The 25920-nt window shown below is 73.3% G+C and carries 24 protein-coding genes; 19 read left to right on the top strand and 5 right to left on the bottom strand.

Annotated elements, in window-relative coordinates; all coding sequences use genetic code 11:
• Positions 1–6 precede the first annotated feature (6 nt).
• Together HF519_RS01300 and hutI are read left to right on the top strand one after the other, a co-directional pair.
• A complete protein-coding gene (locus HF519_RS01300; protein WP_169409737.1) occupies positions 7–1320 on the top strand; it encodes a formimidoylglutamate deiminase in 1314 nt (437 codons plus the stop codon).
• The gene (hutI, locus tag HF519_RS01295) at positions 1317–2525 is read left to right on the top strand and encodes an imidazolonepropionase (protein WP_169409736.1); all 1209 of its coding nucleotides are present in this window, start codon (positions 1317–1319) and stop codon (positions 2523–2525) included. Before HF519_RS01300 ends, hutI begins: the two co-directional genes overlap by 4 nt.
• On the opposite strand, the gene HF519_RS01290 is transcribed toward hutI, so the two are convergent.
• A complete protein-coding gene (locus HF519_RS01290) occupies positions 2496–3239 on the bottom strand; it encodes a Mut7-C RNAse domain-containing protein (protein ID WP_169409735.1) in 744 nt (247 codons plus the stop codon). The two genes, hutI and HF519_RS01290, sit on opposite strands and share 30 nt — an antisense overlap.
• A 405-nt stretch (positions 3240–3644) precedes the next feature.
• Between HF519_RS01290 and HF519_RS01285 the strand changes: the two genes are divergently transcribed.
• The gene (locus HF519_RS01285; RefSeq protein ID WP_169409734.1) at positions 3645–4388 is read left to right on the top strand and encodes a hypothetical protein; all 744 of its coding nucleotides are present in this window, start codon (positions 3645–3647) and stop codon (positions 4386–4388) included.
• Between the two features lie 52 nt (positions 4389–4440).
• On the opposite strand, the gene HF519_RS01280 is transcribed toward HF519_RS01285, so the two are convergent.
• The gene (locus tag HF519_RS01280; RefSeq protein WP_169409733.1) at positions 4441–4863 is read right to left on the bottom strand and encodes a hypothetical protein; all 423 of its coding nucleotides are present in this window, start codon (positions 4861–4863) and stop codon (positions 4441–4443) included.
• 325 nt (positions 4864–5188) lie between these two features.
• Here HF519_RS01280 and HF519_RS01275 point away from each other — a divergent pair, with 325 nt between their 5' ends.
• Genes HF519_RS01275 through HF519_RS01215 form a run of 13 tightly spaced genes read left to right on the top strand, consistent with a single transcriptional unit; the run spans position 5189 to position 20343 of the window.
• A complete protein-coding gene (locus tag HF519_RS01275; protein WP_169409732.1) occupies positions 5189–6043 on the top strand; it encodes an MlaE family ABC transporter permease in 855 nt (284 codons plus the stop codon).
• 8 nt (positions 6044–6051) lie between these two features.
• Complete coding sequence (locus tag HF519_RS01270) at positions 6052–6936, top strand: ABC transporter permease (protein ID WP_246242085.1); 885 nt, start codon at positions 6052–6054, stop codon at positions 6934–6936.
• 60 nt (positions 6937–6996) lie between these two features.
• The gene (locus HF519_RS01265; protein ID WP_169409731.1) at positions 6997–7806 is read left to right on the top strand and encodes an ABC transporter ATP-binding protein; all 810 of its coding nucleotides are present in this window, start codon (positions 6997–6999) and stop codon (positions 7804–7806) included.
• 2 nt (positions 7807–7808) lie between these two features.
• Positions 7809–9041, top strand: a complete 1233-nt coding sequence (locus HF519_RS01260; RefSeq protein ID WP_246242083.1) for an MlaD family protein — start codon at positions 7809–7811, stop codon at positions 9039–9041.
• A complete protein-coding gene (locus HF519_RS01255; protein ID WP_169409730.1) occupies positions 9038–10420 on the top strand; it encodes an MlaD family protein in 1383 nt (460 codons plus the stop codon). Before HF519_RS01260 ends, HF519_RS01255 begins: the two co-directional genes overlap by 4 nt.
• A complete protein-coding gene (locus tag HF519_RS01250) occupies positions 10417–11712 on the top strand; it encodes an MlaD family protein (protein ID WP_169409729.1) in 1296 nt (431 codons plus the stop codon). The genes HF519_RS01255 and HF519_RS01250 overlap by 4 nt, the downstream gene beginning before the upstream one ends.
• On the top strand, positions 11712–13022 hold the full coding sequence (locus tag HF519_RS01245) for an MlaD family protein (RefSeq protein WP_169409728.1): 1311 nt from the start codon (positions 11712–11714) through the stop codon (positions 13020–13022). The genes HF519_RS01250 and HF519_RS01245 overlap by 1 nt, the downstream gene beginning before the upstream one ends.
• Entirely contained in the window at positions 13019–14263 is a 1245-nt protein-coding gene (locus tag HF519_RS01240; RefSeq protein ID WP_169409727.1) for an MlaD family protein, read from the top strand. Before HF519_RS01245 ends, HF519_RS01240 begins: the two co-directional genes overlap by 4 nt.
• Before the next feature lie 9 nt (positions 14264–14272).
• A complete protein-coding gene (locus tag HF519_RS01235; RefSeq protein WP_169409726.1) occupies positions 14273–15577 on the top strand; it encodes an MlaD family protein in 1305 nt (434 codons plus the stop codon).
• Complete coding sequence (locus tag HF519_RS01230) at positions 15574–17871, top strand: RND transporter family protein (protein WP_169409725.1); 2298 nt, start codon at positions 15574–15576, stop codon at positions 17869–17871. The genes HF519_RS01235 and HF519_RS01230 overlap by 4 nt, the downstream gene beginning before the upstream one ends.
• Positions 17853–19451: a peptidyl-prolyl cis-trans isomerase gene (locus tag HF519_RS01225; protein ID WP_169409724.1), complete on the top strand. Its 1599-nt coding sequence runs from the start codon at positions 17853–17855 to the stop codon at positions 19449–19451. Before HF519_RS01230 ends, HF519_RS01225 begins: the two co-directional genes overlap by 19 nt.
• A 5-nt stretch (positions 19452–19456) precedes the next feature.
• Complete coding sequence (locus HF519_RS01220) at positions 19457–19666, top strand: hypothetical protein (RefSeq protein WP_246242131.1); 210 nt, start codon at positions 19457–19459, stop codon at positions 19664–19666.
• Positions 19663–20343: a response regulator transcription factor gene (locus HF519_RS01215; RefSeq protein WP_169409722.1), complete on the top strand. Its 681-nt coding sequence runs from the start codon at positions 19663–19665 to the stop codon at positions 20341–20343. The genes HF519_RS01220 and HF519_RS01215 overlap by 4 nt, the downstream gene beginning before the upstream one ends.
• A gap of 22 nt (positions 20344–20365) precedes the next feature.
• Here the strand turns inward: HF519_RS01215 and HF519_RS01210 are convergent, their stop codons facing one another.
• Positions 20366–21607: a PucR family transcriptional regulator gene (locus HF519_RS01210; protein ID WP_169409721.1), complete on the bottom strand. Its 1242-nt coding sequence runs from the start codon at positions 21605–21607 to the stop codon at positions 20366–20368.
• Between the two features lie 102 nt (positions 21608–21709).
• Here HF519_RS01210 and HF519_RS01205 point away from each other — a divergent pair, with 102 nt between their 5' ends.
• The gene (locus HF519_RS01205; RefSeq protein WP_169409720.1) at positions 21710–23077 is read left to right on the top strand and encodes a GAF domain-containing sensor histidine kinase; all 1368 of its coding nucleotides are present in this window, start codon (positions 21710–21712) and stop codon (positions 23075–23077) included.
• Positions 23078–23095: 18 nt separating this feature from the next.
• Here the strand turns inward: HF519_RS01205 and menC are convergent, their stop codons facing one another.
• Together menC and HF519_RS01195 are read right to left on the bottom strand one after the other, a co-directional pair.
• Positions 23096–24202, bottom strand: a complete 1107-nt coding sequence (gene menC, locus HF519_RS01200) for an o-succinylbenzoate synthase (protein ID WP_169409719.1) — start codon at positions 24200–24202, stop codon at positions 23096–23098.
• Positions 24199–24606 carry a hypothetical protein gene (locus tag HF519_RS01195; protein ID WP_211169355.1) on the bottom strand — a complete coding sequence of 136 codons (408 nt, stop codon included), beginning with the start codon at positions 24604–24606 and terminating at the stop codon, positions 24199–24201. The genes menC and HF519_RS01195 overlap by 4 nt, the downstream gene beginning before the upstream one ends.
• Before the next feature lie 364 nt (positions 24607–24970).
• Here HF519_RS01195 and HF519_RS01190 point away from each other — a divergent pair, with 364 nt between their 5' ends.
• The gene (locus tag HF519_RS01190) at positions 24971–25228 is read left to right on the top strand and encodes an amino acid permease (protein ID WP_169409759.1); all 258 of its coding nucleotides are present in this window, start codon (positions 24971–24973) and stop codon (positions 25226–25228) included.
• Between the two features lie 255 nt (positions 25229–25483).
• A complete protein-coding gene (locus tag HF519_RS01185; protein WP_169409718.1) occupies positions 25484–25642 on the top strand; it encodes a hypothetical protein in 159 nt (52 codons plus the stop codon).
• The last annotated feature ends 278 nt before the right edge of the window (positions 25643–25920 follow it).

Below are 25920 nucleotides of genomic sequence, written 5' to 3'. Positions count from 1 at the left end.
TGAGGGGTGAGGTGGTTCGCGGGGTACGCGCTGTTGCCCGGGGGGCCGGCCACTGACGTGACGTTCGAGATCGCCGACGGGCGGTTCGCCGCGGTCACGGCGGGCACCGACCCGGCGGGCTCGGCCCGGCTGCCCGGTGTGGTCCTGCCCGGCTTCGCGAACGTCCACAGCCACGCGTTCCACCGGGCGCTGCGCGGACGCACCCACCACCGGGGCGGCACGTTCTGGACCTGGCGCGAGCGGATGTACGCCGTCGCGGCGCGGCTCGACCCGGACTCCTACCTGGCGTTGGCCCGGGCGGCGTACGCGGAGATGGCGCTGGCCGGTATCACCGCCGTCGGAGAGTTCCACTACCTGCACCACGGCCCGGGCGGACGGCCCTACGCGGACCCGAACGCCATGGCCGAGGCGCTGCGCGAGGCCGCGGCCGACGCCGGCATCCGGCTGACCCTGCTCGACACGTGCTACCTGGCCGGCGGGCTCGACCCGGCCGGTCACCGGCCCCTCGGCGAGGGGCAGCGGCGGTTCTCCGACGGCGACGTCGGCGCCTGGGCGGCGCGGGTGGCGGATCTGGAGCCGTCGCCGGGGATGCGCGTCGGTGTCGCCGCGCACTCGGTCCGGGCGGTCCCGCGCGCGGCGCTCGGCACCGTGGCCGCCGTCGCGGGCGGGCGGCCGCTGCACGTGCACCTGTCCGAGCAGAAGGCGGAGAACGACGCCTGTCTGGCCCACTACGCCGCGACCCCGGCCGCGCTGCTCGCGGAGGAGGGGATGCTGGGCCACGGCACGACGGCGGTGCACGCGACCCATGTGTCCACAGCGGACATCGGCCTGCTGGGCCGGGTCGGCTCGGCGGTGTGCCTGTGCCCGACCACCGAGAGCGACCTCGCCGACGGCATCGGACCGGCGCGGGCCCTGCACGACGCGGGCGTGCGGCTGTGCCTGGGCAGCGACCAGCACGCGGTGATCGACCTGTGCTCCGAGGCCCGGGCGCTCGAGATGCACGAGCGTCTGGCCTCGGGCCGCCGCGGCCGGTTCACTTCGGGTGATCTGCTGTCCTTCGCCACCGCGCACAACGCACTCGGCTGGCCCGACGCAGGCCGGTTGGCGGCCGGCGCGCGCGCCGACCTGATCGCGGTCCGCACGGACTCCCCGCGCACCGCAGGCGGCGACCCCGGACAGATCCTCTTCGCCGCGAGCGCCGCCGACATCGACACCGTGCTGGTCGACGGGCGAGTCGTGGTGGCGGGTGGCCGGCACCGTCTCGGCGACGTGGGCGCCCTGCTCCTCGCCGCGATCGAGCCGCTGTGGGAGTGCTGGTGACCGCGACCCTGATCACCGGCATTGCCGAGCTGGTGACGAACGACCCGGCCGCGGGGGACGGCTCACCGCTCGGCATCGTCACCGACGCGGCCGTCGTCGTCGACGAGGGCGCCGGCGGGAGCCGGATCGCGTGGGTCGGGTCGAGAACCCGGGCCCCGGCCGCCGATGCCCGCACCGATCTCGGTGGCCGGGCCGTCGTGCCGGGGTTCGTCGACGCGCACACGCACCTGGTGTTCGCGGGGGACCGGTCGGCGGAGTTCGCCGCCCGGATGGCCGGCACCCGCTACGACGGTGGCGGCATCGCCACGACGGTCGCGACCACCCGCGCCGCGAGCGAGGGCACCCTGCGTGCGCTGCTCGCCGAGCGCATCGCGGAACTGCGGCGGCAGGGCACGACGACCGTGGAGATCAAGAGCGGCTACGGCCTGACCGTCGCCGACGAGCGGCGGGCGCTGCGGCTGGCCGCCGAGGTCACGACCGAGACGACCTTCCTCGGCGCGCACGTGGTGCCGCCCGGGTCGGCCCGCGGTGAGTACGTCGATCTGGTGACCGGCGACATGCTCGCGGCCTGCGCGCCGGACGCGCGCTGGATCGACGTGTTCTGCGAGCCGGCCAGCCCGCACGCCTTCGACGGCGACGAGGCCCGCACCGTGCTGGCAGCGGGCCGGGCCGCGGGGCTGGGGCTGCGGGTGCACGGCAACCAGCTCTCCGCAGGTCCCGGGGTCGCGCTGGCCGTGGAACTCGACGCGGCGAGCGTCGACCACTGCACCCATCTCACCGGCGCCGACGTGGACGCCCTCGCCAGCAGCGGCACGGTGGCGACCCTGCTGCCCGGCGTCGAGTTCTCCACCCGCTCGCCCTACCCCGACGCCCGCGCGCTGCTCGACGCCGGCGCCACGGTCGCGCTGGCCACCGACTGCAACCCCGGCACCTCCTACACCTCGTCGATGGCGTTCGTCATCGCGCTCGCGGTCCGGGAGCTGGGCATGACCCCAGCCGAGGCGCTCCGGTCGGCGACCGCGGGCGGCGCGCTGGCGCTGCGACGGACCGACATCGGGGTGCTGGCGCCGGGCAAGCGGGCCGACCTCACCGTCCTGGACGCGCCCAGCCACGTGCACCTGGCCTACCGCCCGGGTGTGCCCCTCGCGCGGACGCTCGAGGTCGGCGGTACCCCGTCACGTCGGGCCGGGCCCGCCCCGGGTTGAGCGCGCGGCGGCGACGATCGCGTCGAGGCGCCGGCCGTGCGCCCCGTGCCAGTAGACCCGCCCGCAGCAGCGGCACCGCGTGAAGCGGTCGTAGCGGCGGCGGGTGCCGGGCGGCAGCCGGTCCATGACCTCCTCCTTCACCACGGCGTCGACCTCACCGTTGCACGCCGTGCACCGCGTCCACGGCGCCAGCGCGGGGGCGAACCGGTCCAGCACATCGGCCAGTTGCTCGTTGCGCTGCGTCCCGCGGATGTACGCCCCGGCCCACAGCGCCCGGCGCTTGAGCAGCCCGCGGTCCTGGGTGAGCAGCACCCGTCGCTGGTCCGCCGCCTGTTCGACCAGCGCGTCGTCGTCGGCGTCGTTGCGGTAGGCGGTGTCGATGCCGAGGATCCGCAGCCGCCGGGCCAGCGCCCCGAGGTGCACGTCGAGCAGGAACCGCCCGCTCCAGCCCGGCACCCGCTGGGGACGCCGCACCGGACGGACCTCGAGCAGGACACCCGGAACCGGGCGGTGTGCCGCGGTGACGGGTACGCCGCCCGCCAGGAGCGCCCCGACCTCGGTCAGCGGCACGCCGAGTGCCTGCACCACATGACCCAGCGACGCGTCGCTGTCGTAGCGCACCTCGACTTGCTCGCGCCGCCGCCGCGGTTCGACGAACAGCCACAGCTCGGGGGGCAACCGCAGCGGGAGCGCCGTCCGTGCGTCGGAGTCCATGCCCTCCACACTCCTCGTCGCCGAGGGCGTGCTCGAGGTGGACCTTGACGGTGTCGGCCCCCGACCTGCGGGCAGGGAGCCGTGGTGGCCTCGGTGGTGCAGTTCATGTCCAGGTCCTGCAGGCTGGACGCATTGGCACCACAGCTCGTTCCGCCAAGCGGCATGCGCCCGATTGCGGTGCGCTCCGTGCCCGACGCCGCATCGCCGTGGTCCCGTCCTCGTTGACCCGAACGGCTCGGCTGTTCGTCGACCGCGGCGCGGTCCGTCGTGCCGCCGCAACGATCGCAGGAACGAGTGGGTCGACGAGTGCGGAAGGACGTGGCTGTGCGCGGTGCCCGGTTCCCCTGGCCGGAGGAGTGGCCCCCGCGGAGCCGGGTGGGCCGGCTGGTGCGCACGCTTCTCCTCGTGGCACTGAGCATCCTGGTGGCATGGACCGGCGTGGTGAGCCTGGCGAGGGGCCCGGAGGGCACGGTGATCGGCTCCGGTCTGCTGCTCGTCGCCGCTGCGTTACTGGCGGCTTCGGGCCTGGGCGTGCTGCGGTTGGCCCGCTCGGCGCCCGGCCGGGTCGTCGTGCGGCGGTGTCGTTCCGAGTGGTCGGGTGAACCCGCGCTGGTCGTCCCGGCGGATGCCGGTTCCGTCCTCGCCGGGGCGCTGCCGGGGACGGTTCTCACCGGTGCGGGGCTGCTGGTCGTCGTCGCCGGTTCCGGTGCGTCCCGCTTCGTGGGTGTGGGGATGGCGGCGGCCGGGGTGGCCCTGACGGCCTTCGCGCTCCGGGACGCGCGACGGCCCCGTGGCCTCGTTCTCACCGCCTCCGGTGTGGAGTTCCACCGTGGCCGGACCGGCACGGCCGTGGCCTGGGAGGACGTGGACGGGGTGGCGACCCGGGCGCCCTACCGGTCGCTGATCGTGCAGTTGAGCGCCCCGTCGGTGCTCCGGCGCAAGGGACGGGCCGACACCTGGACGCCGCACGGGGTGCTGCCGGGGGAGGGCGGACTGAACGTGCCGATGGAGGCGCTGCGGGCCGATCCCGCCGTGGTGCACCGTCTGCTGACGCTCTACCTGCGGGACGCCGTCGCCCGGGCCGAGATCGGGACGCAGGCGAGCCAGGACGGCATCGCGCGGGGCGACCTGTGTCCGGGTCCCGCATGACGCTCCCCGCGGGCGAGCCCGGCCGGGCCGCCGTGGAGCGCGGTCCCCGAGGTCAGTCCCGTGCGGCCGAGCCGTCGCGCAGGCGGCCCGCCAGCGCACCGGCGATCGCGCCGACGGCGACGGCCGTCCCGGCCGCCGAGACGAGATGCTCGACATCCACCCCCGCGGACTGCCCCGGCATCCACAGCACGAGTGGCAGGACGAGCAGGTAGCTGCCCAGCGCGGCGCACGCGCCGTGCAGCGCCGGGATGCGGGCCGTGCCGATCCGCCGACCAGCCACGGCGAACGCCACCACTGCGGTGAGGAGCAGCCAGAACCGGCCGATCACCGGTAGGTAGGTCGCGGCGATCGGCGTCAGGAGACCGCCGAGCAACAGGATCGTGAAACCCGTGGACGCCGCCCGTACCGCGGTGGGCCCGTCGATGGTTCCGTCGGCCGATCCGCGTCGTCCGCTCCCGGCACCGGTGGTTCGCACGCGGGGAGGCTACAGCGACCCGGCGCGGCGTCCGGACCGCGCCGACCCTGGATGGCCGGTCGTCGGCCCATGAGAGATGGGATCGTCCGGCCTGGCCTAGTCGTTTCACCTACTGGCCGGTAACCCCCAACTGGGGGTCGTTACCACCCCCAGGTGGAGCCGGATCCTCCCCCGGATTCCGGCCGTTATGCCGTTCAACACTCCGTAAGCTCCGCGTCACGGTGCGTGTCATTCGCACTGGTGCGTCGCTGCCGGGTGTCCCGCGGCGAACAGCCGACAGTCGATCACTTCCCACCCCCAGCGTGGCGCAAACGAAGGCGAGGCGATGAGCGCTCCGACGAACGACGCAGCCGCTCCGCGGCAGGCCACGAAGGTCGTTCGCCGGCCCCGGGCTCTCCTGCGGGGCGTCGACGGTCCGCTCGTGCAGGCCGGCGAGATGACCCGGCTGGCGCTCGAGGTGCTCTGGATGGCGATCCGCCGGCCCTGGGGTTACTGGGCGGAGGTCCGCGACCAGAGCTTCGACATCCTGAAGCTGTGCTGGATCCCCATGGCGGTGTCCTGCACCGCCTTCGGCCTCGGTGCCCCCGGGCTGCAGGGTGGCAACCTCTTCAGCCTCTTCGGCATCCCGGAGCGGCTCGGCTCCTTCTTCGTGATGGCGAGCATCCGCGAGTTCGCCCCGTGGGTGAACGCGATGGTGGTCGCCGGCGTGGTCGGCACGGCCATCACCGCCGACCTCGGCGCCCGCCGCATCCGCGAGGAGATCGACGCCATGGAGGTGCTGGGCGTCGACCCCGTCCGGACCCTCGTCCTGCCCCGGGTGATCGCGCTGTTCATCATGACGGGCCTGCTCGACCTCGTCGCGCTGATGTTCGGCATCCTCGGCGGCTACATCGCCGCGGTCCCGATCCTGGGCGCCAACCCCGCGGCCTTCGTGGACAGCCTGTTCAACAACCTGACGACGACCGACGTCTGGGGCAGCGTGATCAAGACCGCCCTGTTCGGCCTGATCATCGGCGTCGTCTGCTGCTACAAGGGCCTGCACGCCTCGGGCGGCCCGATCGGTGTCGGGCGTGCGGTCAATCAGGCCGTCGTGATCGCGTTCGCGGCCATCTGGATCTTCAACATGGTGTTCACGACGATCCTGCTCGGCCTCAACCCCGACATCCAGGTCTACCGGTAGGAGCCACGATGACCAGCACCCTGGACCGGCCGGGGCCGGACGGGCCGAACCCGGATCACCCGCGGCCGAAGCGTCCGCAGCAGCTCGGGCCGATCGTCGGTCTCGGCACCATCGGCGGAAAGATGCGCGACGCATTCGCGACCGGCGGTGAGATCGCGCGGTTCTCCGGCAGGATCACCCGCGATCTCGTCGACGTCCGCCATTACGCCTCCGAGGTGTTCCACCAGAGCGGCATCCTGATCGTCTCGAGTGGACTCATCATCTGGGTGATGCAGTTCGTCATCGGCTACCAGTGCGGCCTGGAAGCGAACTACACCCTCAAGCAGATCGGTGCCCCGCTCTACTCGGGCATCTTCACCGCGTGGTGCGCGATCCGCGAGATGGGGCCCTACATGTGGGGCTACATCTTCGCCGCCAAGGTCGGCTGCGGCCTGGTCGCGGAGCTGGGCTCGATGCGTATCTCCGACGAGATCGACGCCATGGAGGTGATGGGCGTCCGCTCCCGGAGCTATCTGGTGGGGACCCGGATCATCGCCTGCTGGATCGCCATGCCGTTCCTCTACACCGTCGGCCTCGGCGTCATGTACATCGCCGAGTACCTCACCGTCGTGGTGCAGCTCGGCGGGGTCTCGTCCGGTGGCTACTCCTTCATCTTCTGGCTCTACCAGAACCCGCTGGACTTCGTGTACTCACTGGCGAAAGTCATGGCCATGGGCACGGTCATCATCTTCGTGGGCTGCTATTACGGCTACAACGCGAGTGGTGGCCCGGTCGGGGTCGGCCGAAATACGGCGAAATCGATGATGCTGAACATGGTTCTGGTCCATGTCGTCGGCGTCCTGGGGACCCAGTTGTTCTGGGGTCTGTCCCCGAACGCGCCCATCGCCAACTAATCACTGCTTCCACGTTCGTACCATGCTGGGGAGGTCTCGTTGCAGAGCCAACGGGAGTCGATGAGTGTCGCGCCGATGCCGCCGAATGCGATTCCGCAGGCCCCGGCCGGCAGGCCGGCGCATTCGATCCAGGTCAAGAACCTGCACAAGAAGTTCGGCAGTTTCGAGGTCCTCCGAGGCCTGAACCTGGAGTTCGCCGACAACGCGGTGACGACCATCCTCGGCCCGTCCGGTACCGGCAAGAGCGTCCTGATCAAGCACCTGGTCGGGCTGCTGGAGCCGGACCAGGGCGAGGTACTGATCTTCGGTCAGGACATCTGGCGGATCTCCGAGCGCGAGCGCTACGAGCTGCGCAAGCGGTTCGGGGTGCTGTTCCAGGACGGCGCCCTGTTCGGCTCGATGAACATCTACGACAACACGGCCTTCCCGCTGCGCAAGCACACCGACAAGTCCGAGGACGAGATCGAGGACATCGTGCTCGCGCGGCTGCGCGAGGTCGGGTTGGAGAAGGCCCTGACCAAGTTCCCCAACGAGGTCTCCGGCGGCATGCGCAAGCGCGCCGGGTTCGCCCGGGCGCTGGTCATGAACCCCGACATCGTCCTGTTCGACGAGCCCGACTCGGGCCTGGACCCGGTCCGCACCAGCCTGCTGAACGACCTGATCCTCGAGGTCCACCGGCAGCACCGCGGCACGTACATGCTGGTCACCCACGACATCCGGACGGCCCGAAAGGTCAGCGACTACGTCGGGCTGATCTGGAAGGGCCAGGTCGTCCACTACGGGGAGGCCGAGGAGGCCTTCGCGTCGGACGACCCGTTCGTCCGGCAGTTCCTGTCGGGTGACTCCGCCGGGCCGCTGGGGATGGACTGACGATGCGGCGTGTACTCCTGGCCGCGACCGCCGTCCTGCTCGTCCTCGCCACCTCGGCGGCGGGACTGATGACGTTCAGCGGGCCGTACCGCGTGAGCGTGGTGCTCGACAACGCGACCAACGTGATCATCGGCAGCATGGTCAAGGTCAACGGGTTCGACGCCGGCGAGGTCGAGTCGATCGCGGTCCGGGACGGCCGTGCCGAGCTGGTGCTGCGGCTCGACAGCGACTTCGCACCCCTGCACGACGGGGCCACCACCAAGATCATCTGGAAGGCACTGCTCGGTGAGCGGCTGGTCGAGCTCACCGACGGCCCGGTGACCAACGCCGAGATCCCCGACGGGGGCATGCTGCGCGCCGAGCAGCCGTCACCGGTCGAGCTGGACACCGTGCTCGCCGCCCTGGACCAGCCGACCCGGGACCAGGTCAACTCCCTGATCCGCAACCTGGAGTCGACGCTGAGCGGCAGCGAGGCCGGCCTCAACGCGACCCTCAAGACGGCCGGGCCGGCGCTGGCGGCCACCGGCGACGTCCTGCGCGGGATCGGCACCGACGGCGAGGCGATCCGCCAGCTGGTGACCCAGCTCAACGCGACGATGGGGATCCTCGCGCGGCGCGACGGTGACGTCGAGCGGATCGTGCGCCAGCTCGGTGGCGCGGTCGGGCAGGCGGTCGCGCAGCGCGAGGCGCTCGGCCAGGTGGTGCAGGAGCTGCCGGGAACGCTGCGCCAGGCGCGGACGACGCTCGGCAACGTCCCGGACAGTGTCGATGCGGCACTTCCACTGCTCGATGCGCTCGCACCGGCCACCGGCCGGCTGCCCTCGGTGGCGCAGAACCTGCAGCCCCTGCTCGCCGACCTGCGGCCGGCGATGGCCGACCTGCGGCCCACGCTGGGCTCGGCCGCGGAGCTGCTGCAGTACACCCCGGGCCTGCTCGACAGCGGCGCCGCCACCTTGCCCGCGATCGACGAGACCCTCGTCGGGCTGACCCCGGCGCTGGACTACCTGCGTCCCTACAGCCCCGAGCTCGCGGGCTTCCTCACCAACTGGGGCTCCGCGGTGGCCAACTACGACGCGAACGGTCACTACGCCCGCATCTACATCACGGGCGGCCTGGAGAACGGCAACATCAACCCCGGCGTCCTTCCCCCCGGCACGTCCAAGAACCTCACCCCGCTCCCCGGTGAGCTGGTCGGCCAGCCCTGGTCGGACGCCTTCGGCGAAGGAATGCGATGAGACGGCCCAGTGTGCGCGCGGCCGCCGTGGCGGTCGTCGCGATCATCGGCACGACGGGCGCGATGAGCGGCCTCGCGGCCGAGAACCCCGCGACGAAGGGGATGACGATCGTCGCGGAGTTCGCCGACGCCGGCCCGTTGCTGCCCGGCAACGAGGTGAAGATCGACGGCGTCATGGTCGGCGAGGTCTCCGAGATGCGGGTCCGCGACGGCGTCGCCGACATCGCGCTGCGCCTCGACCCGGCAGCGCTGCCGGTGTACCGCGACGCCCGCTTGACCATCCGCCCGGTGAGCCTGCTCGGCGAGCGCTACGTCGACCTCGAGCGGGGGACGCCCACCGAACCGGAGCTCGAACCGGGCACCATCGTCCCGGCCGCGCAGACATCGGTGAACGTCGACCTCGACGAGATCCTCAACACCCTCGACGACCCGACGGGGGAGTCGCTGGCCTTCCTGGTCACGACTCTGGGCGAGGGCCTGCGGGACAACGGCGGGAACGTCGACGAGGCCATCCGGGCGCTCGCGCCCTCGCTCACCGACACCCGGGCGCTGACCTCGGTGCTCGCCGACCAGAACGTGCTGCTGGGGACCCTGCTCGATCGCGTGGAGCCGGTCGCCGGTGCGCTGGCCGCCGACGACGGCCGCTCGCTCGACCAACTCGTCGGGGCGGCGGACCGGCTGCTGGCCGCCAGCACGGCGCAGCAGCAGGCGCTGGACGAGACGCTCGCCGAACTGCCCGGCGCGTTGCGGTCGGCGCGGACGACGCTGGGCACCCTCGCGGCCACCGCGCAGGAGACCACTCCGACCCTGCGCGCGATCCGACCGGTCACCGAGGACCTCACGGCCATCTCCGGTGAGCTCATGACGTTCGCCGACGCGCTGGACCCGGCGCTGGTCCAGGCCCAGCCGGTGCTGGAGCGGGCCGAGGCGCTGCTCGAGGAGGCCCGCCCGGTCGCGGCGGACCTGCGCCGCGCCGGCCCCGAACTGCAGACCACCGCGGCGTCGGCGCGGCCGCTCACCGAGGACCTGACCGGCAACCTCGACAACGTCCTCAACTTCATCCGGTACTGGGCGCTGGCGACGAACGGGCACGACGGCCTCTCGCACTACCTGCGGGTCGTGATGCTGCTCAACCCCGACTCCGTGACCGGTCTGGCGCCCGCCGGGGCGGTGCCCGACGTGCTGCCGCCGGCGGCGGAGATCGGCGGCGAGCAGCCCGGCACCGAGGTGCCGGGCGCGCCCGCAGCCGACGCCCCGCCCGCGACCGGCGGCCTCCTGCAGGCCCCCACCGCCGACCCGGCGGAACCCTCCGGCGCGACCGGACTGTCTCCCGAACAGGAGAGCGGAATGCTCGGCTTCCTCGTGGGGGGTGGATCGTGAGGTCCCTCCACAAGGCCTGGGGGTCCCGCGGTACCGCCCTCGTCATCGGTCTCGTCGTCGTGGTGCTCTTCGTCGCCTCCGTCGTGTTCGCCTTCCGCGCGCAGTACGGCATCCCCGGCGCGCAGGTCACGCTCGTCAAGGCGGCCTTCGGCGACGTCGGCTCGCTGCGGGTGGGTGACGACGTGCGCATCGCCAGTGCCCGCGTGGGCTCGGTCGACGACGTCCGCTACGAGGACGGGCGCGCCGTCGCGATCCTCAAGCTCGACGGCGACCGGCCCGTTTACCAGAACTCGAGCGCGACCACCGCGTCGGTCGGCGCCCGGTCCGCGCTGGGGCAGAAGTTCGTCGACCTCGACCCGGGCAGCCCGGAGGCGGGCGCCCTCGGGTCCGACGACGTCATCCCGCAGCGCGACACCCGCGGCGCGCAGGAGGTGAGCGACCTGTTCACGGTGTTCGACCCGCCGACCCGCGCGGCTCTGGGATCGACCCTGCGGGAGGTGGGCGGCGGGCTGGCCGGCCACTCGCAGGATCTGCAGGACGCCTTCGCGGCCTCCCCGCAGATGCTGGCCGACATGGGCACCGTGTCGCGGTCGCTGACGGCCGACGGCGGGGACGATCTGGTCGGGCTGCTGCAGTCCGCGTCCACCCTCTCGGAGCGGTTCGCCGGCCGGGAGCAGGAGATCGCCTCGTTGCTGACGAACATGAGCGCCACCTTCGACGCGATCGCGGTGGACGGGGCTGCGCCCTTCGAGCAGACCCTGCAGGCCTCACCCGAGACGCTGCGCGACGCGCGATCGGCCCTCGACGAGCTGAACGGGCCGCTCGCCGACACCCGGGACGCGGTGCTGGCGCTGCGGCCCGGGGCCGAGGCGCTCGGTTCGGCCACGCCCGACGTGCGGGGCGTGCTCCGTGAGGGTGTGGCCCCGCTGCAGCGGGTGCCGGGCGTGGCCGACGTGGCCGAGCCGGCTGTGGAGGAGCTCACCGGCCTGATGGCCGATGCCCGTCCGCTCACCCCGAGGCTCGCGGACACGGTGGCCGAGACCGCTCCGCTGCTCGCCGACCTGGCGCCGTACTCGCCGGAGATCGCGCACTGGTTCACCAACGTCTCCAGCGCCCTGCACGACGGTGACGCGGCCGGCAACTGGCTGCGGATCTACCCGATCTTCCAGTCCGACACGGTCAGCGGCACGGCGCCGGTGGAGGATCCGCTGGTGGCCCGGAACGCCAATCCCGAACCGGGCGAGTCCGCACAGGACATCAAGCCCCTGCCGGGGATCGGAGGGCGACGCTGATGGCGTCCACGACGCGCAGGCCGATCTCCACCCCGTTCCGCCTGGGGCTGGTCGCAGCCCTGGTGGCGCTGGTCGTCGGGGCCGCCCTGTTCGCAAAGAACCAGATCCTGACCATGGTCACGCCGGGCGAGAGCATGGCCGCCGAGTTCGGTGACCAGTACCGGCTGAAGGAGTACGTCACCAAGGTGAAGGTGGCCGGTGTGCCCGTCGGGGTGGTCACCGGTGTGGACCGGACCGAGCAGGGCACCGCGCTGGTCGAGTTCAAGGTCGACCACGGCATCCGGGGCAAGCTCGGGACGGCGCCGTCGGCGCTGATCGCCCCGACGACGCTGCTGGGCGGCAACTACTACGTCGAGCTGGTGCCCGGGGGAGCCCCCGGGGAGTCCGAGGCCGTCATCCCGCGGGAGCGGACCGAGGTGCCGGTCGAGCTGGACAAGGTGGCGGCTGCCCTGCAGCCCGACGCCCTGACCGGACTGCAGAGCAGCACCCGCAACCTGGACGGCGTCCTCGCCGGCGGCGGATCCGAGGCCCTGCAGGACCTGGCCCGGACGGCTCCGGGCACGCTCGGTCCGGCGGGCGGCGTGCTGGCCGCGGCGCGGGGCACGCGGCCGGACACCGACCTGACCGAGCTCGTCCGCGGGCTCGAGAGCACCTCTCAGGCGCTGGCCGAGAACCAGGGGCAGCTCGACGACGTCGTCACCGGGCTCGACTCGCTGTCCGGCGTGCTCGACCGGCGCGGCGGCGACATCGCGGCCGCCCTCGCGGACCTGCCTCCGACGCTGCGGGCCACCGACACCGGCCTGCAGCGGCTCGACGGGACGCTCGCGGAGCTGCGCGACACCGCGGACGTGGCCGTCCCGGTCGTCGAGGAGCTCGACGGTCTGCTCGAGCGGGTCGACCCGGTGCTGGCCGAGGCCAGGCCGGTGGTGGGCGACCTGCGGAGCCTGCTGACCGATGCCCGGCCGCTGGTCGGCACGCTCTCGCCGGTCAGCCAGGACCTCACCGCGGTCTTCGACAACCTCCACGGCCCCGTGCTCGACCGGGTCAACGGCCCGATCCTCGAGACCGTCAACTCCCCGTACCAGGGCAGCGGACCCTACGCGGGCAGCGGCGGCGACCGGCCCCTCTACCAGGAGCTGGGCCACATGGCGGCCAACGTCGACAACACCGCGGCCATGACGGAGTCCAACGGTGCGGTCATCGGCTTCAACCCCGGCGTGAACGGCGGCACGGTGGCCGGGCTGCCGGCGGGCGTGAGCCTCGAGCAGATGTTCGCCAACCTCGCCCGATTCCAGGAGATCCAACGATGAGCAACCGGATCGCCCGGGCCTGGGCGCGTACCCGCAGCGAGCCCGGCCTGTCCCGCAACGTCGCGATCCTCGCGGGGCTGCTGGTGCTCGGTGTGGTCGCCGGCGGCATCATCCTCGGCAACCAGCGGTTCAACCCGCCGTGGGAGAACAAGCAGATCTTCTACGCGACCTTCGAGTCGACGCCGGGCATCAGCCCGGGGAACGGCCAGGAGGTCCGGATCGCCGGGATCTCGGTCGGTGACATCCGGTCCGCGTCGGTGTCCGACGACGGCAAGGCGGTGCTCGAGCTCGCTGTCGACGCCGAGCACCGGGTGTACGACAACGCCCGCGTGGTGCTGCGGCCGAAGAGCCCACTGAACGAGATGTACGTGGCGCTGAGCCCCGGCGGGCCGCCCGGTGCGCCGCTGTCCGACGGCGACGTCCTTCCGGTGACCAGCTCCGACCGGCCGGTTCAGATCGACGAGGTGCTCGGGCACCTCGACGACAACGCCCGGCTGGCGCTGACCAGCCTGCTGTCCGAATCGGACACGGCGCTGGCGAACGCCCCCACGTCCCTGCCCGACGGTCTGCGCGGGGCCGACGCGGTGCTGCAGGACCTGCAGCCCGTGGTCGCCGAGCTCGACGGGCGCCGGGACAAGCTGGCCCGCCTGATCACCGCGCTCAACCAGATCTCGACCGCGGTCGGTGGCAACGACGAGCGGATCTCGCGGCTGGCGGCGAGCCTGCAGCAGACCCTCACCGTCGTCGCGGGCCAGAGCGGGTCGCTGGACGACGCACTCGGCCAGCTGCCCGACCTCTCCGCCCAGCTCCGCGCGTCCATGGAGGGCGTGACCGAGCTGGCGGGCGAGCTGGACCCGGCCCTGGGCAGCCTGCGCCAGGCCAGCGACACGCTCCCCGGAGCCCTGTCGCGGCTCGACGACTCCGTCGGCGCCCTGGACTCCACGCTCGACGTCGCGGCGCCCGTCATCGCCGCGGCGCGTCCCGTGGTCGCGGACCTGCGGCCCGCCGCGGACGACCTCGACGCCTCCCTGGCGGACCTGGTCCCGATCAGCGAGCGGCTGGACCCGGTCACCGCGGGCCTGGTGCCGTACCTGAACGACCTGCAGGCGTTCGTCTACAACACGAACTCGACGACCAGCCTGCGTGACGCGAACCGGGGCATCCTGCGCGGCCTGCTCCAGTTCGCACCCTCGAGCGTGCCGGTGACCCAGTCCGCTTCCGCGAACCCGAGCCCCCGGTAGGTGGTGACGATGCGTATCCCCCTCTCCCTCCTGCCGGTGCTGCGCACGGTGACGGTGCTGGCCTTCGGCGGGCTGTGCGCGCTGGTGTTCGGCTACCTCTGGGTCAACGCCGGCGGCAAGATCCCGCTCGTCACCCAGGCCGGGTACCAGGTGAGCATCGCCATGTCCGATGTGGACAACATCGTGGCGCAGTCCGACGTCCGGGCGGCGGGTGTCACCGTCGGCCGGGTCGACAAGGTGGAGGTCGACGGCGCCGACGCCGTCCTGCTCCTCGACCTCGACCCGGAGATCAGCCCGCTGCACGACGGCGTGTCCGTGACCGTCCGGAACAAGACGCTGATCGAGGAGAGCTATCTCGACATCGTCGACGGGACCGGCGCCGAGATCGCCGACGGGGGGATCCTGCCGCGTTCGGCGGGTCGCTCCAGCGTGCAGCTCGACGACGTCCTGACCAGCCTCGACCAACCCACCCGCGACGCGCTCGGCAGCGCGCTGCGGGCTGCCGGGACGACCACGGAGGGCACCCGCGAGGACATCGGCCGCATCGCCGGCGGTCTCGGTGCGCTCGGCCGCGAGGGTGGTACCGCGCTGGAGGCCCTGGCGGCGCAGTCGCAGGACCTGGCCGAGGTCACCGGCAACACCACCGCGCTGCTGCGGGCCCTGGACGCCGACCAGGGGCGGATCACCGCGCTGGTCGGCGACGCGGACCGGCTCACCCAGGTCCTCGCGACCAACCGCGGGGACCTGGAGGCGGTGCTGCGCGAGCTGCCCGGCGTGCTGGACACGACCCGCGAGGCGAGCGGCAGCCTGAGCACCCTGGCCGGCTCGCTGGCGCCGGTGGCGGCCAACCTCACCGCCGCGGGGCCCGACCTGTCCGCCGCGCTGCAGGAACTGCCCGCGACCTCGGCGGACCTGCGCGGGCTGCTGCCGTCGCTGGACCGGACCCTGGAGCAGGCGCCGGACACGCTGGACCGGGTGGCCGGCTTCTCGGACGCGGCGCGGGCGCTCTTCCCGACGCTGCAGGTCGTCCTGTCCGACGTCAACCCGGCACTGGGGTACCTGCGCCCGTACGGTCGGGATGTCGGCATGATGTTCGCCAACTTCAGCCAGGCTCTCGCCGGGCAGGACGGGAACGGGACGGTGCTGCGCGTCTTCGTGGTCATGAACGAGAAGTCGCCGAACCAACCGACGAACACCCAGATCGGCCCGCTGGAGAAGTACGACCCGTACCCGGCGCCCGGTGGCAACGCGCACCCGGACCGGTCGTTCGACGGTCCGTACCCGCGGGTGGAGGAGGAGCCGCAGCCCGGATGAGGATGAGGTTGCGCGGCGGTCGCGCGGTACTCGTCGCGGTCGCGCTGGTGATGCTCGCACTGGTCGGGGTCGGGATCGCCCGCCTCGAGGTGGATGCCGGCACGGACTCCTTCCTGTCGCCGGACGACCCGAGTGCGACATCGCTCCAGCAGGTCGGTTCGGCCTTCGGCGGAGATCCGGTGGTCGTCCTCCTGGAGACCGACCGGCCGGGCGGCCTGCTCAGCGGCGAGCAGGTCCCGGCACTGCTGGAGCTGGAGGGCCGGCTGGCGCGGCTCCCCGACGTCGCCGCGGTCTACGGGCCGGCCACCGTGCTGAACCAGGTCGCGGGGCGGGCGCAGGACCTGCTCGCCGAGCTCAGCGGCTACCGCGACGGGCTGCGTGCCGCCGCCGAGCGACGGGCGGCCGACGCGGGCGAGTCCCCCGCCCAGGTGGCCTCAGCCGGTGCACAGGCGGTGGCGGGGTTCGACCAGCGCTACGGAGCGCTGCTGGTCCAGGGGCTGCCTGCCGGTCTGCCGACGCTGCGCAACGAACGCTTCATCCGCACGGTCGTCTTCGACGAGGCCGGGGAGCCTCGTCCGCAGTGGAGGTTCGTCGCCCCCTCCGGCACGGCTGCGGCCGTCCTCGTCCGGCCGCGGCAGGACATGGACCAGGCGGCGCTCGAGAACCTGGTCGACGCCGTCACGGCCGAGGTCGGCCGGGCCGACCTGAACACCACGCGGGTCACGGTGTCGGGGGCGCCGGTGATCGCGGCCGCTCTCGGGGAGCGCGTCCGCGCCGAGGTGCCGCTGCTCGGGGCGATCGCGCTGCTCGCCGTCGGGGCCTGGTTCGTCGCCGTGCGGTGGACCGGACTGCGCCGGCGGCTGCTGCCGCTGGCCGCCAGCGCGATCGGCACGGCGGCCACCCTGGCGCTCTACGGATGGGCCGACCGGCCGCTGTCGCTCGGGGTGATCGCGTTCCTCCCGGTGCTCATCGGGGTGGGCAGCGACTTCACGACGTACCTGGCCCGGCGCGCGCCCCGGCGCATGGTGGTGGTCGTCGCGCTGGCCACGGCGGCCGGCTTCGGGGCGCTGGCGGTCAGCCCGGTCCCGACCGTGCGCGATCTCGGGATCACCCTCGCGATCGGCATCACGCTCGCCGCGGCGGCCGGCATGGTCCTGGCGCGGCGGATGCCGGCCGAACCCGCCGGGCCTACCCCGGCCGCTCCGCCCCCGGGCCCGGCCGCGGCGGTGGGACCGCGCCGGTGGACCCGGCTCGGCACCGCGGCGGTCGCGGGCCTGCTGGCCCTGACGGGATGGCTGGTGCTTCCCCAGGTACCGCTGCGGGCCGACATCGAGAGCTTCGCCGGCGGGCTGCCGGCACTGGAGGCGGCCCGCCACGTCGAGGAGGTGATCGGATCCAGCGGGGAGTTCACCATCGCGCTGTCCGGGGCCGACACGACGAGCCCCGAGGCGCTGCAGTGGATGCGCCAGGCCGAGGACGCCGTCGTCACCGCGCACGGCGACGAGCTCCGGCCCGCGGTCTCACCGCCGGGCCTGCTGCGCTTCCTCGGTACCGAGCCGACGCCGGACCAGCTCGACGCGGCGCTGCGGTTGCTGCCGCCGTACCTGACCGGCAGCGTGCTGAACCCCGATCGGACCCTCGCGGTGCTGACCTTCGGCACCCGCCTCGACAACGCCGAGGCCGTGCGCGACCTGCGGGCCGATGTCGAGCGCATCCTGCCGGCGGCGCCCGCCGGGATGCGCGTCGACGTGACCGGTCTGCCGGTGGTCGCGGCGGCGGCCTACGAGCAGATCTCCGCGGACCGCTACCTGGCCAACCTGGCCGGTATCGCCGCGGCCGGCCTGGTGCTGGCGGTCGGCCTGCGGCGGCGCCGGGACGCGGTCCCGGCCGTGCTCGCGGCCGTGGTGGCAACCGGGCTCGGGCTGCTCGGGCTCTGGGTGACCGGGATCGGGCTGACGCCGGTGACGGTCGCCCTCGGCTCCCTGACCGCGGCGGTGGGCTGCGAGTTCACCGTGCTGCTCGCCGAGGCGGCCCGCCGGGGCGACGCGGGCCTGCGGCGGGCGGTGCTGCTCGCCGCGGCCGCGTCGGCCACCGGCTACGCCGTGCTCATGCTGTCCGAGCTCACCGTGGTCGCCGAGTTCGGAATGTTGCTCATGCTGTCGGTCGGGCTGGCCATCGGCTCGGCTGCCCTCGTCGTCTGGGCAGGGCGCGCCTCCGGGCCGTCTGACTCGTTGGACCCCATGCCGACCGCCGGAACTCTCGTGGGAGCAGCTGAATGCGCAAGTCGAACCTGATCGACGACGGGCCCGCCGCCGACGGCAAGCACGACGCCGACGGACCGACCGCCGCCGGGGCCGCCACGGGCGACACCGGCGAGACGCGCGGCGAGGCACGAGGCGATGCGGCCGGCGAGGCGGCCGGCGAGGGCGATGCGGCGCGACCGGCCGGAGCCGATGAGCCGGGTTCCGACCCCGAACCCGGCTCGGACGGGGCGCGGGACCGTGAACCCGCTGCCGACACCGACGAGCCGGCGTCATCCGGCAAGCCCGTCGAGCCGGCCGAGCCCGTCGATTCCGTCGATTCCGCCGAGTCCGCCGAGTCCGCCAAGCCTGTCGATTCCGTCGAGTCCGCCGAGTCCGCTGCGCCCGTCGATTCCGCCGAGTCCGCTGCGCCCGTCGAGCCGGCCGAGTCCGCCAAGCCCGTCGAGTCCGTTGAGCCCGTTGAGCCCGTTGAGCCCGTTGAGCCCGTTGAGCCCGTTGAGTCTGCCGAGCCCGCCCGGTCCGCCGGGTCCGCCGAGGGAGATCGGGCCGCGACCGAGCGGAGTGGCCTGCTCTCTCGGATCGCCGTCCCCACCTCGAAGCGCGGCCGGATCATCGCCCTGGCGGTGGTCGCCGCGCTGATCGCGGGTCTCGGAGGTGTCGCGTGGTGGCAGCTGCGCGGCCTCCCGGACGGGGCCGCGTTCCGCTACGACGGCCGGGTGTACACCACCGAGGAACTCGACCAGCGCGTCGAGACGCTCCGGGCCTTGTACGGGGTCACCCCGCCGACCGACCCGGCCCAGGCCGACGGGTTCCGGCGCGACGTCGCCAAGTCGGTGGCGCTGAGCGAGATCCTGGACCGGGCCGCGGCCGATCGGCAGATCGTCGTCGCCGACAAGCAGGTCAGCGACACCCTGGACCGCTACATCGAGCAGCAGTTCGGCGCCGGCGGCCGGGAGCCGTTCGTGCGGGCACTCGGCAACGTCGGCACCTCGGAGACGGCGGTCCGCGACGAGATCCGCAGGCAGCTCGGGGTCGGCCGGCTGATGCAGCAGGTCGTCGGCCCGGTCACGGTGTCCGACGACGACCTGCGCGCGGTGTTCGAGGAGCGCAAGGACCAGCTCGGCACACCGGAACGGCGCGTGCTGCGCAACATCGTGGTGGCGAACGAGCAGGACGCCGCCGCCGCGCTCGACGCCCTGCGGTCGGGGACGCCGATCGAGGAGGTCGCCGCGCAGCGCACCCTGGACGCCAGCACCCGGCAGACCGGCGGTCTGCTCGACCCGCTCACGCGGGCCGACCTGGAGCAGCCCGTGGGTGACGCCGCCTTCACGGCCCGGGCCGGCGGGCTCTACGGACCGGTCCAGGGCCGGCACGGCTGGAACGTCGGGCGCGTCGAGTCGGTCGAGGCGTTCGTGCCGGCGACGTTCGAGCAGGTCAGGGACGGCCTGCGGCGCGCCGTGGAGGTCGAACGCACGGTCGCGATCTGGCGGGACTGGCTCGCCGAGCAGATCCGCGACGCCGACGTCGAGTACGCCGCCGACTTCCTGCCCGCAGACCCCGGCGCCCCGCCGGCCATCGGGCCGTCGGGCGCCGACGCCCCGGCTCCGCGATGACGGCCGTGGCCGATCTCGCCGTGTGGTCGGGCCTCGGCGTCGTGCTGGTCCTCATCGGCCACTGGGGGAGACGCAACGCCGCCGGCCTCACTCCGCCGACGCTGCCGGCCGACGAGCGCCACCGGCGCGAGGGCGTGCTGCGGCGAGGGGGTGCGGCCTGCCAGATGGTGGGCCTGTTGTTCGTCGGGGCCGGCATCGTGGCGACCGTCCTGTGAACGCCGCGGAGAAGCTCGGAGAGACCGCCGCCGAGACGGGTTCCCGGTCGCCGTCGGTCGTGCTGATCGACGACCACGAGCTCGTCCTGGAGGGGCTGACCCGGGCGCTCACCGGCGACGGCATGCGGATCGCCGCGGCGTTCCTGGACGGGACCGCGGCGTTGCGGTTCCTGACCGGCGGCGCGCCGGAGGCCGCGGCCGTCGACCTGGTCGTGGTCGACCTCCGCCTGGGCGACCAGTCCGGTGTTCAGCTCGTCGAGCAGATCACCATGCAGCGCCCGGATCTGCAGGTCGCGATGCTGACGACGTTCGAGGACCGGGCGGCGGCGTCCGCGGCGGTCCGGGCCGGAGCGCGCGGGTTCCTGCTCAAGGACAGCCTGTGCGCCGAGCTGTGCACCGGACTGCGGAAGGTGGCCGAAGGCCACCTGATGATCGACTCCCGGCTGGCCGCAGCGGTCTTGACGCCCCAGCGCACGATGCTCACCGACCACGAGCTGGCCATCCTGAACCTCGTCGCCGAGGGCCTGTCCAACCGGGAGATCGGCGCGCAGCTCCATCTCTCCGCCTACACCGTCAAGGACTACCTCTCGCGGGCCATGCGCAAGCTCGGGACGACGACGAGGACGGCAACGGTGCTGCGTGCCGTGCGCGAGGGCCTGCTGCAGGAGCCCGTCTGACCGGCCCGGTGCCGGCTGCCGCTCATCGCATCAGCACGCCACCGCCGAGCTGGCGGCAGATCACCAGGGCGACCTCGACGTCGAGGCGGCCGTCGCCGAGTGGCCGCCCCCGGATCTCCTCCGCCTTGCGCACCCGGTAGTGCACCGTGTTCTTGTGCAGGTGCAGGCGTGCGGCGGCGTCGGTGAAGCTGCCGCCGGTCTGCAGGAAGATCCGGACGGTGTCGCGCAGCTTCGCCATCGCCTCGTCGTCGCGGGCCAGGTCGCCGAGCGTCCGCCCCACCCAGGTCCGCACCTCGTCCAGCCGATCCAGGAGCAGCGCGGAGATGCTCACCGTGGCGAACCGCGTCAGCCGTGCCGTCGTGCCCCCCGACATCTGCGCCACGGCCTTCGCCTTGAGCGCCTCCCGGTGGGAGGACCGGAATCCCGCGAGGTCCGGGCCGGGATCGCCGAGCGCCAGGTGCAGGTCCGGGTGGCTCACGAGGGCCCGGTCGAGGACCTGCTCGTCGAGGCGTGGACGAGACGTCCCCGAGACCCACGCCCACAACGTGTGGTCGTCGGCCAGGACCGTGAGCGGGCTGCGGCCGTAGGCCTCGGTGAGCAGCTGGGCGGCGCTCTCCACCCGGCGGGCCGCGTCGGACGGATCGCTCTGCAACCACGCCACAGCCGCGACGTGCCACCCCCGCAGCCGGGCGCCGATCATGGCCTCGGCGGTCCCGACGTCGAGCGTCTCGTCACCGAGGACGGTGCGCACCGAGGCGGCACGGGCCGCGTCGGCTCGTTGGCCCCAGAGCCTGCGCTCGGTCTCGTAGATGTCCACCAGGTGCTCGCACACCTGGTCGATGTAGCGCGCCGCGACGGACGTTATCTCCTGTACCGCCGCGAGCAGCTCGGCGGCGTCGAGCGACCGGGCCGCCAGCAAGCGCAGGCACCACTGCACGAACTGGCTCTCGCCGAGCCGGTACGCACGCAGCAGGGCCTCCACCGGCAGTTCCCGCTGGGCGAACCGGCGGGCGTGCGCCGCGGCTGCCGCCGGGACGCTGATCTGGTGCAGCGGTATCCCGTGCTGCAGGACGTCGATCACCGTCGACAGGTTGGACGACGTGCTCGCGACCACGAGCTGCGTGACGGCGTCGTCCCCCTGCAGCGCCGGGATCTGGTTGAGGAACGACGAGGCCATCCGCGAGCTCAGGGTGGGCAGCTCGATCTCCAGCTCGCGCGCGACGTCGGCGACGACCCGCGATGTCGTCACCCCGTCGCTGGTCATGGGCGTGACCCTAGTGTCCGTTCGGCCGATCGCAGCAATGTGTCCGGCCCCGGTTCATGCCCGGCACACAAACGGCGCTCCGATCATTGGATCGTCAGCCCGATGCGCGATCCGCCGCGCGCCCCCACCATCGACGATCTGATGATCCTGACCTTCGAGTACCCGGGACTCCCGCGGCCGTTCGGCGTGGGCGGTTTGCGGCCGCGGTGGTTGGGAACCGATGCGGCGGGCCGGCCTGGCCCGGAACCCGCCGAGCCGGTACGGGTCCAGGGGGAGGGGCCGATGGCGTCGGTGGTCCGCCCCGCATCCGGCGCCGCTGCCGTCCGACGTGCCGACGAGCTGGGGCGGCTGCTGTTGCAGACCTCGGATCCGGACGACGTGCTGCGACTGCTCGCGGCCGGAGCGGCCGAGCTCACCGGCGCGACGCGGGTCCTGGTCGTCCACCACAACGCGGCCACGGGCCTGGTGACGGGCCAGGCGGGCCACGGCCTGCGCCAGGAGGACGTGCTCAAGATCCGGGTCCGAGCCGCGTCGCTGCCGGCGCTGGACCGGTTGCGGCGCGACGGCCGGGCCGTGGTGCTGGGGCCCTCGCTGGTCCGGGAGGGGGTCCCGCGCGAGTACGCGGGCCTCTTCGGCGCGCTGGGCACGGTCCTGGCCGCCCCGCTGCGCGGTGATCGACGGGGTCTTCTCGGCGCGGTGCTGGTCGACCGGGGCGGGGCGCTGTTCGTCCCGGACCGCCGCGAGCTGGACGGGCTCGAGCAACTGGCCGGCGTCGCGGCGCTGGCGTTCGAGAACGCCGAGCTGTTCGCGGAGTCGGCCACGCGTGGCGCGGCGCAGGAGCGCAACCGGATCGCGACGGAACTGCACGACGGTGTCACCCAGGAGTTGTTCTCCGCGGCGGTCGAGGTGTCCGACCTGCTCGCGACCCCCGGGTTGCCCGCGTCGATGGTGCCGGCGCTGCAGCGGCTCGCGGCCCGGCTCGATACCGGGTCCCGCCAGCTGCGCGCGGTCCTGGCCGAGACCCCCCACCCCGCGCCCCAGCTCGTCGAGGGCAGATCGGTCGTCGACGAGGTGAAGGACCGGCTCGCCGACTTCGGCCGGCGCACCGGCGTCACCGTGGACGTGCATGTGCGCGGAACCGGGCCGCCGCCGGTGCCGCAGAGCGCGAAGGTCCTCGTCCGCGCGGTGCGGGAAGGGCTGGCGAACGTCGCCAAGCACGCCACGGCCACCGAGGTGGCCGTGGCCATCCATCGCGGGGTGACCTGGTGGTCGGTCGAGATCGACGACGACGGCCACGGCGACGCGCAGGCGGTGCGGCTGGGGATGGCCCGCGGCGGTACGTCGTCGTTCGGCCTGGCCAGCCTCGCCGCCGAGGCGGCGGCGCTGGGCGGCCGGCTCTGGATCGACACCTCGGCCCGGCTGGGCGGGTTGCGCCTCAGTGTGGCCGTCCCGCAGACGCCTGGGACCTGATCGACGACAGCGGTACGGCTACCCTGCGATGATCGTGTCTCGGGCGACGGTCACCGCGTCGAGCACGTCGGGCAGCGGATCGACGCCGATGCCGGGACCGGCCGGGACCTGCACCCGGCCGTCCTGCAGCCGGTGGGGAACGGTGATGTCGGTGGCGAAGTACCGGTCGGAGGCCGAGGTGTCCCCGGGCAGGGAGAACCCCGGCAGGGCGGCGAGGGCGAGGTTGGCCGCCCGGCCGATCCCGGTCTCGAGCATCCCGCCGCACCAGACGGGGACCCCGTGGGCCGCGCAGACGTCGTGGATGCGCCGGGCCTCCAGGTAACCGCCGACCCGGCCGGGCTTGATGTTCACGACCGAGCACGCGCCGAGGGTGATCGCGGCCGCGGCCGCCCGCGCCGAGGTGATCGACTCGTCGAGACAGATCGGTGTGCGCAGCGCCCGGGCGAGCCTCGCATGGCCCAGGAGGTCCTCCTCGTCGAAGGGCTGCTCGATGAGGAGCAGATCGAAGGCGTCGAGCTCCGCGAGCCGACGGGTGTCCGCGGCTGCGTAGGCGGTGTTCGCGTCGACCTGCAGCGGGATGTCGCCGAAGCGCTCGCGCACCGCGCGCACCGGCTCGACGTCCCACCCGGGCTCGATCTTCAGCTTGATCCGGACATAGCCCTGGGCCAGGTTGCTCTCGACCGCGTCGAGCAGCTCCGGGAGGGAGTCCATGATCCCGACCGATACGCCGGAGGGGACGCTGTCGTGGACCGCGCCGAGGTACCGGCCGAGCGAGGTGCCGGTGGCCCGCAGCTCGGCGTCGAGCACGGCCGTCTCCAGCGCGGCCTTCGCCATCCGGTGCCCCTTGAACGGGGCCAGCGTGCGCGCCACGACGTCGGCGCGCAGGTCCGGTGCGGCCGCCACCGGGCCGATCAGGTGGTGGCGCAGCACGTGCTCGGCGGCGGCGTTGTACTCCGAGGAGTACAGCGGCGCCGGATCGGCGACGCACTCGCCCCAGCCGCGGGCCTCGTCCGTGACCACCTCGAGCAGCAGGACCTCCTTGCCGTACTCGGTCCCGAACGACGTGCGGAACGGTGCCACGAGCGGGATGCGGATCGTCCGCAACTCCACGGCCTCCAGCTTCATCCCCGGGCCCGCCCGCCCGTGTCGCCGGCGGCTGCCGTGTCGTCGCGCGCGACGACATAACAGCCGGGCCGCGCGAACGCGACCACCCGGGCACCGGACGCCAGCAGCCCGCCCAGCACCGACCGCAGCGCGGTCCGCCACCGCGCCGCGAGCGACGGGTCGTCGAGCTGCCAGGAGACCAGCAGCCGGTCGGACTCGTCGCCCGCGTTGATCCCGTCGTCGATGGCGCCGTAGAGGTTCGGCAGGTACGCCTGCGCCGTCGCGGCCAGCTTGGTGAGGTTGAACCGCGCGTAGCGCCGGACCAGGCGCCGGCGGCGTAGTTCCCGGTCAGGACCCGCAGGATGTCGACGGTCACGGCCGGGCTGGCGGGAGCCGAGTCCCAGAGGCGGGTGAACAGCGCACACGCCTGCTCGACCTCCGCCAGTTCGGGCAGGACCCGGACGTCGATCTCGGACGGCCCGTTCACGGCTCCTCCTCGCTGCCGCAGCGACGGCGGTGCTGTGCGGGACGGTGGCCCCGCATGCCTCCCACGTCCAGATCCGGGGGGTGTCGTCCGGCGCGCGGCGCGGGGACACTGCGTGCTCGCCGGGCGTTCCACGGACCGGGAAGGGAGACCGCGGCCCGCCACCACCGTGGCCCGCACCTGATGCCACCGTGAGGAGGGACCATGGCGAGAACGTTGCTCCAGCAGGCTTTCCGCCGCAAACCGGTGACGGCGATGTCCGCCGAGACCGGGCCGACACGGGAGGCGGTGAGCTCGCCTGATCCATCGGGCTGTTCCAACTCTCCCTGATCGGCATCGGCGCGACGATCGATACCGGGATCTTCTTCGTCCTCTCCCAGGCCGTGCCCGTCGCCGGCCCGGCGGTCATCTGGTCCTTCGTCGTCGCCGGAGCCGTCGCGGGGCCGGCCGCGGTCTGCTACGCCGAGCTGGCCAGCACGGTGCCGGTGTCCGGCTCGTCGTACTCGTACGCCTACACGACGCTGGGCGAGGTCGTCTCGACGTGGGCGCGCGGTCGGGGCTAAGCCATTCACGGTTTCACCGACGCCTTCCGCGAGTCGGGCCGGCCCGAGCTGCTGGAGGGCGCCCAGCGCGCCGCGGACTGGCACCTGGCCAGGCTGCCCGAGGACCACGTGCCCTACTGGGACTTCGACGCCCCGGACATCCCGGACGCCGAGCGCAACGCCTCGACCGCGGCCGTGGTGGCCTCCGGGCTCTAGGAGCTGGCCCGGCTCACCGGTGGGGAGCGCGGGGACGGCTACCGGCAGGCGGCCGACGCGATGGTCGCCTCGCTGTCCACGAACTACCTCGCGGAGGGCGACGCCGTGCTGGCGCACTCGGTCGGTTTCCTGCCCGAAGGCAGCGAGGTCGACGCGGGGCTCGTGTACGCCGACCACTACTTCGTGGAGGCGCTGGTTCGCTCGGATCGGCCGGCCTGAGCGCCGGCAGAGGTCGGTGGCGACGCCCCTGCGGATGGTCGGGGGCCGCACCACCGGATGCGGCCGCGGTCGATCTCGGACCGCGGTCGATCTCGGATGCGTGATCGCCGCCCGTTCCGGCTGCACCGGTCTGCGCCCTCGGCGGATCCGGCCGGCCGCACCGGCGCCGCTGCGACGGGAATGGTCTCACCGGCAATGTACTGGTCGATCCAATGCGGCTACGTATCGCCTCAGATTGTCGCAATCGCGCCGGGCTCGCCGGCCTTGTGTCGCTCTAC

It is taken from the genome of Pseudonocardia bannensis, assembly GCF_012911875.1.
Lineage (GTDB): Bacteria > Actinomycetota > Actinomycetes > Mycobacteriales > Pseudonocardiaceae > Pseudonocardia > Pseudonocardia bannensis.
The sequence above is the reverse complement of the archived record's forward strand: the minus strand, read 5'-3'. Positions and strand labels throughout refer to the sequence as shown.

What these genes read in the sequence shown, in the direction of transcription:
- HF519_RS01290 (WP_169409735.1), bottom strand. Translation starts at nt 3,239, where the DNA reads ATGGACTCCGACGCACGGACGGCGCTCCCGCTGCGGTTGCCCCCCGAG.
- HF519_RS01275 (WP_169409732.1), top strand. Translation starts at nt 5,189, where the DNA reads ATGAGCGCTCCGACGAACGACGCAGCCGCTCCGCGGCAGGCCACGAAG.
- HF519_RS01270 (WP_246242085.1), top strand. Translation starts at nt 6,052, where the DNA reads ATGACCAGCACCCTGGACCGGCCGGGGCCGGACGGGCCGAACCCGGAT.
- HF519_RS01265 (WP_169409731.1), top strand. Translation starts at nt 6,997, where the DNA reads ATGAGTGTCGCGCCGATGCCGCCGAATGCGATTCCGCAGGCCCCGGCC.
- HF519_RS01260 (WP_246242083.1), top strand. Translation starts at nt 7,809, where the DNA reads ATGCGGCGTGTACTCCTGGCCGCGACCGCCGTCCTGCTCGTCCTCGCC.
- HF519_RS01255 (WP_169409730.1), top strand. Translation starts at nt 9,038, where the DNA reads ATGAGACGGCCCAGTGTGCGCGCGGCCGCCGTGGCGGTCGTCGCGATC.
- HF519_RS01245 (WP_169409728.1), top strand. Translation starts at nt 11,712, where the DNA reads ATGGCGTCCACGACGCGCAGGCCGATCTCCACCCCGTTCCGCCTGGGG.
- HF519_RS01240 (WP_169409727.1), top strand. Translation starts at nt 13,019, where the DNA reads ATGAGCAACCGGATCGCCCGGGCCTGGGCGCGTACCCGCAGCGAGCCC.
- HF519_RS01235 (WP_169409726.1), top strand. Translation starts at nt 14,273, where the DNA reads ATGCGTATCCCCCTCTCCCTCCTGCCGGTGCTGCGCACGGTGACGGTG.
- HF519_RS01230 (WP_169409725.1), top strand. Translation starts at nt 15,574, where the DNA reads ATGAGGATGAGGTTGCGCGGCGGTCGCGCGGTACTCGTCGCGGTCGCG.
- HF519_RS01225 (WP_169409724.1), top strand. Translation starts at nt 17,853, where the DNA reads ATGCGCAAGTCGAACCTGATCGACGACGGGCCCGCCGCCGACGGCAAG.
- HF519_RS01210 (WP_169409721.1), bottom strand. Translation starts at nt 21,607, where the DNA reads ATGACCAGCGACGGGGTGACGACATCGCGGGTCGTCGCCGACGTCGCG.
- HF519_RS01205 (WP_169409720.1), top strand. Translation starts at nt 21,710, where the DNA reads ATGCGCGATCCGCCGCGCGCCCCCACCATCGACGATCTGATGATCCTG.
- menC (WP_169409719.1), bottom strand. Translation starts at nt 24,202, where the DNA reads ATGAAGCTGGAGGCCGTGGAGTTGCGGACGATCCGCATCCCGCTCGTG.
- HF519_RS01185 (WP_169409718.1), top strand. Translation starts at nt 25,484, where the DNA reads ATGGTCGCCTCGCTGTCCACGAACTACCTCGCGGAGGGCGACGCCGTG.